Source organism: Xanthobacter aminoxidans (assembly GCF_023571765.1).
GTDB lineage: Bacteria > Pseudomonadota > Alphaproteobacteria > Rhizobiales > Xanthobacteraceae > Xanthobacter > Xanthobacter aminoxidans.
In genome coordinates this window covers 1-3,369 of record NZ_JAMJXC010000049.1, presented here as the reverse complement: position 1 = coordinate 3,369, position 3,369 = coordinate 1, and the positions used below count along the sequence as shown (strand labels likewise).

Annotated in this window: 3 protein-coding genes; all 3 read right to left on the bottom strand. The window is 66.5% G+C overall.

Translation table 11 applies throughout. From position 1 onward, the window contains the following. Nucleotides 1–100: 100 nt before the first annotated feature. Genes EJ105_RS27485 through EJ105_RS27475 form a run of 3 tightly spaced genes read right to left on the bottom strand, consistent with a single transcriptional unit; the run spans nt 101 to nt 3,224 of the window. The gene (locus EJ105_RS27485) at nt 101–1,105 is read right to left on the bottom strand and encodes a tyrosine-type recombinase/integrase (RefSeq protein WP_138399716.1); all 1,005 of its coding nucleotides are present in this window, start codon (nt 1,103–1,105) and stop codon (nt 101–103) included. After that, nucleotides 1,102–2,022 carry a tyrosine-type recombinase/integrase gene (locus tag EJ105_RS27480; protein ID WP_138399717.1) on the bottom strand — a complete coding sequence of 307 codons (921 nt, stop codon included), beginning with the start codon at nt 2,020–2,022 and terminating at the stop codon, nt 1,102–1,104. The genes EJ105_RS27485 and EJ105_RS27480 overlap by 4 nt, the downstream gene beginning before the upstream one ends. Continuing rightward, nucleotides 2,016–3,224: a tyrosine-type recombinase/integrase gene (locus EJ105_RS27475; RefSeq protein ID WP_138399718.1), complete on the bottom strand. Its 1,209-nt coding sequence runs from the start codon at nt 3,222–3,224 to the stop codon at nt 2,016–2,018. Before EJ105_RS27475 ends, EJ105_RS27480 begins: the two co-directional genes overlap by 7 nt. Nucleotides 3,225–3,369 lie beyond the last annotated feature (145 nt).

Below are 3,369 nucleotides of genomic sequence, written 5' to 3'. Positions count from 1 at the left end.
CAGCCGCGCCCCACACGGCACAGGCCGTGGCGAACACGATGCCGGTGCAGGACCGGGGCGATTGGGCGAGAGAACCGCTTCAGGTGCGGACCTGTTCCGATCAGGCCGGGGCCTCCAGGTCCAAGAGCAAGGATGCGATCAGCGCATCCGGTGCCTTGAACCGGCCACGCCTGAGCTCCGGCGGGACGACCGCCTCGATCGCTTCCAGCTTTTCGGAGGGGTCCATGCGGAGATAGACCTCCGTCGTGCGGATGTCGGCATGACCGAGCCACAGGGCAACCTTCCGGATGTCGTGGGTGGCCTGCAGCATGACGACCGCGCAGCTGTGCCGGAGCTGATGTGGCGAGACGCTCCGACCATGCAACGATGCGCAGGTCTCGGCCGCCTTGCGGACGTGCTTGTCGAGCACATACTCGAAGCCTGCTCTGGTCATCGGCTCATCCTGCGCATTGACGAAGAGCTCCGGCACGCGGATCGCGCCCCTGACGCCGAGCCAGGCGCGAAGATCTCGCGCCGTCTCCTTCCAGAGCGGCAGGCAGCGCTCCTTGCGGCCCTTGCCCCGGATCATCACGCTTGCGCCGGGCTGGAGCGACAGGTTTTCGACCAGAACGCCGACCAGCTCAGAGACCCGCAAGCCCCCGGCGAAGCACAGGTGCATCATGGCCCGGTCGCGCACACCGGATCGTGTCGCAGGATCGGGAGCGTTGAGGATCGCGCGGACCTCCTCCATTATCAGATGACGGATGAGCTTCTGGTCATGGCGCTTGGCCGGGATGGCATGGATCCGGCCGATCTGCTCCAGGGCGGAGGGGACCTTGTGCTCCACATAACGCATGAACGTCTTGATGGCGGCGAGCCGCAGGTTGCGTGTGGAAGCGCTGTTGCCGCGCTCCTGTTCGATATGGGCGAGGAAGGCCACGATCATCGGCGCGTCGAGGTCTTCGATCGTCAGCCGTGACGGACGGGTGCCCAGCCGTTTCGCGGCGAAGTCGAACAGCAGCTTGAAGCTGAACGCATATGTCTCGCAGCTCTGTAAACTGTAGCCTCTCTGGCGAGGCATGTAATCGCGCAGGAAGGCGGTGATGAGAGGGGCGAGCTTCGTCATGCGACGCTCTCCCCGACCAGCATTTCTGCAGCCGAAGCGATATCCGCCATCATTTCCGGCGTCGCCTCAAGATACCAGTAGGTGTTCCGGATATCGGCATGGCCCAGATAGGTCGACAGGGCGACGAAGTGCCGGGCGACCACGCCGCGCTCGGCGCCGCATTGTTCCAGCACCCGGGTTGCGAAGGTATGGCGAAGATCATGGATGCGAGGCTGCCGGCTTCGCTCGGGCGCGATCCCCGCCCGGCGCAGGATGCAACGGAACGTGTAGTTCACCGTCGTCGGGCACAGCTCCCGATGTTCGACGGATGGGAACAGCCAGTCGCTCTCCCCGGCGCGTTGGCGGCGAACCTCGAGATAGCCTTCGAGCGCCTTGATGACCGTCGCATGCAACGGCACGAGCCGGCTCTTGCGGAACTTCGTCTCGCGGATGTGCAAGACGCCGTCGGGCTGGATGTCGTCGAGCCTGAGCGCGAGAGCCTCCGAGACACGCAGTCCCGTGGCAGCGATCAGCCCGAACAGCATGACGTAGAGCTGGCGCCGCAGGGGATTGGGCTTCTGGTGCCGGAGACTGCCGGCAGCATCGAGGATGCGGGCGATTTCGCCCGGCGCGTAGATATAGGGGATCGGCCGTCCATGCCGGCTCGGCGCGACGTCGGGGTGCGGGATCTCATGCCGCGGATCTTCGGCATGGAGGAAGCGCGCAAACAGGATGAGGTCTGTCAGACGCCGCTCGCGGGCGCCCGGCGTCCGGGCGACTGTCGCCAGCCAGGCGAGAACGGATGCCGTGCGGATATGCGCTTCGCCCCGCCCGGCGGCGAAGCGCGCGAAGGCGCGAAGATGCCGTTCGGCCTTGATCAGCTTGTAGCCGAGCGTGCGGCGCAGAGTGATGTAGCGGGCTGCATCGTCGCTCAGCACGGCAGCCTCCCGCCCCAGGGCTGCGCGATCTCCGACAGGAGGCCGATGTCCACCTTGGCATAGAGCGCTGTGACCGATGGCGAGCGGTGCCGCAGCACGGCGCCAACGCCGGCGAGGCTGACGCCGTTGCGCAGCATGGACGTCGCGGCAGAGTGGCGCAGAACGTGGGCGCCGCGATGGACACTTTTGACGCCGGCCCGGTCGAGGGCACGGCGCACGATGCACTTCACGGCGATGCGGCTCAACGGGTGGACAGGCGCCGTGTCCGTCAGGAACACCCGCGTCGTCGCGATGCGTGGCCGCGCCCGCTCGATATAGGCGAGGATGGCGTCGCCGATCTCTTGGGTCAGCGGCAGGCGCTCTTCCCGCCGGACCTTGCCAGCAAGGGTTATGCGGCTGGTCACCCAGTCGATCGCGTCGAAGGTGAGATCGGCGACCTCGCTTGCCCGCAGGCCGAGCCGGGCCAGGAGCAGGATGACGGCCCGGTCGCGCAGGCGGTCCTCGCCGTCGCACGCGATCATGAGACGGTCGAGGTCGGATTGCCCGAGGAAGCGCGGCGTGGTCGCCAACTGCCAACTTGCGAAGCTTGGAACCGCATGGTCCCGGCCGACCGGGCATTGTCCGATCGCCACGAGATACTTGAGGTAGGCACGCGTGGCGACGGTGATGCCCCGCGCTCGGCCACGGCCGTGCGGCTTCGCGCGATCGAGCACGAAGCCGCGGATCGCGGCAGCCGTGTAAGCTGCCGGATCAGTGCCGAGCGACGCCAGCAGGTCGACCAGGATCGCCTGATAGGTGTCGAGCGTGGAATCCTTGATGCCGCGCTGCTCCTGCATCCAGCGACGGAAGGCGGCCAGTGTCGGCCAGGTTTCCTCCAGCGACGGGTGTCGCTCCGGAGGCAGGACGTTCGTCTCCTGCAGATAGGAGATGAACAGCGCGGCGGCGCCCTGAGGGGCCCGCGCTGTCTTGCTGCCCCGGAACACCAACGCTGAGGCCGTGAGACCGGAAGCGAGCGTTTCGATTGCGAAGCCGGAGGTGCGCACCCAATCGCCCCACAGGGCGAGCAGACGCACCAGCTCCGTTATCGTCGCCGGCGAGTATTTCCTCTGGGTGAGCCAGTCCTTGAAGCCATCGGCATGCGGTTGCAGCCAGTTGATCCGGACATCGACGCTCCGGCGGTGTCTGCGCTTGCGTTTTGTCACCGTGTTTTCCTTCGATCTGCTTGTTCACGCCGGGAGCGCCCGGCACGGCGAGCAAAGCGAAGGTTTCGGCCGTATTCCATTCGACAGGCGATCTGCCTGGCCGATCCGAACGCGGCCACGGCCTGTGCCATGTGGGGCGGGGCAT

What these genes read in the sequence shown, in the direction of transcription:
- EJ105_RS27485 (WP_138399716.1), bottom strand. Translation starts at nt 1,105, where the DNA reads ATGACGAAGCTCGCCCCTCTCATCACCGCCTTCCTGCGCGATTACATG.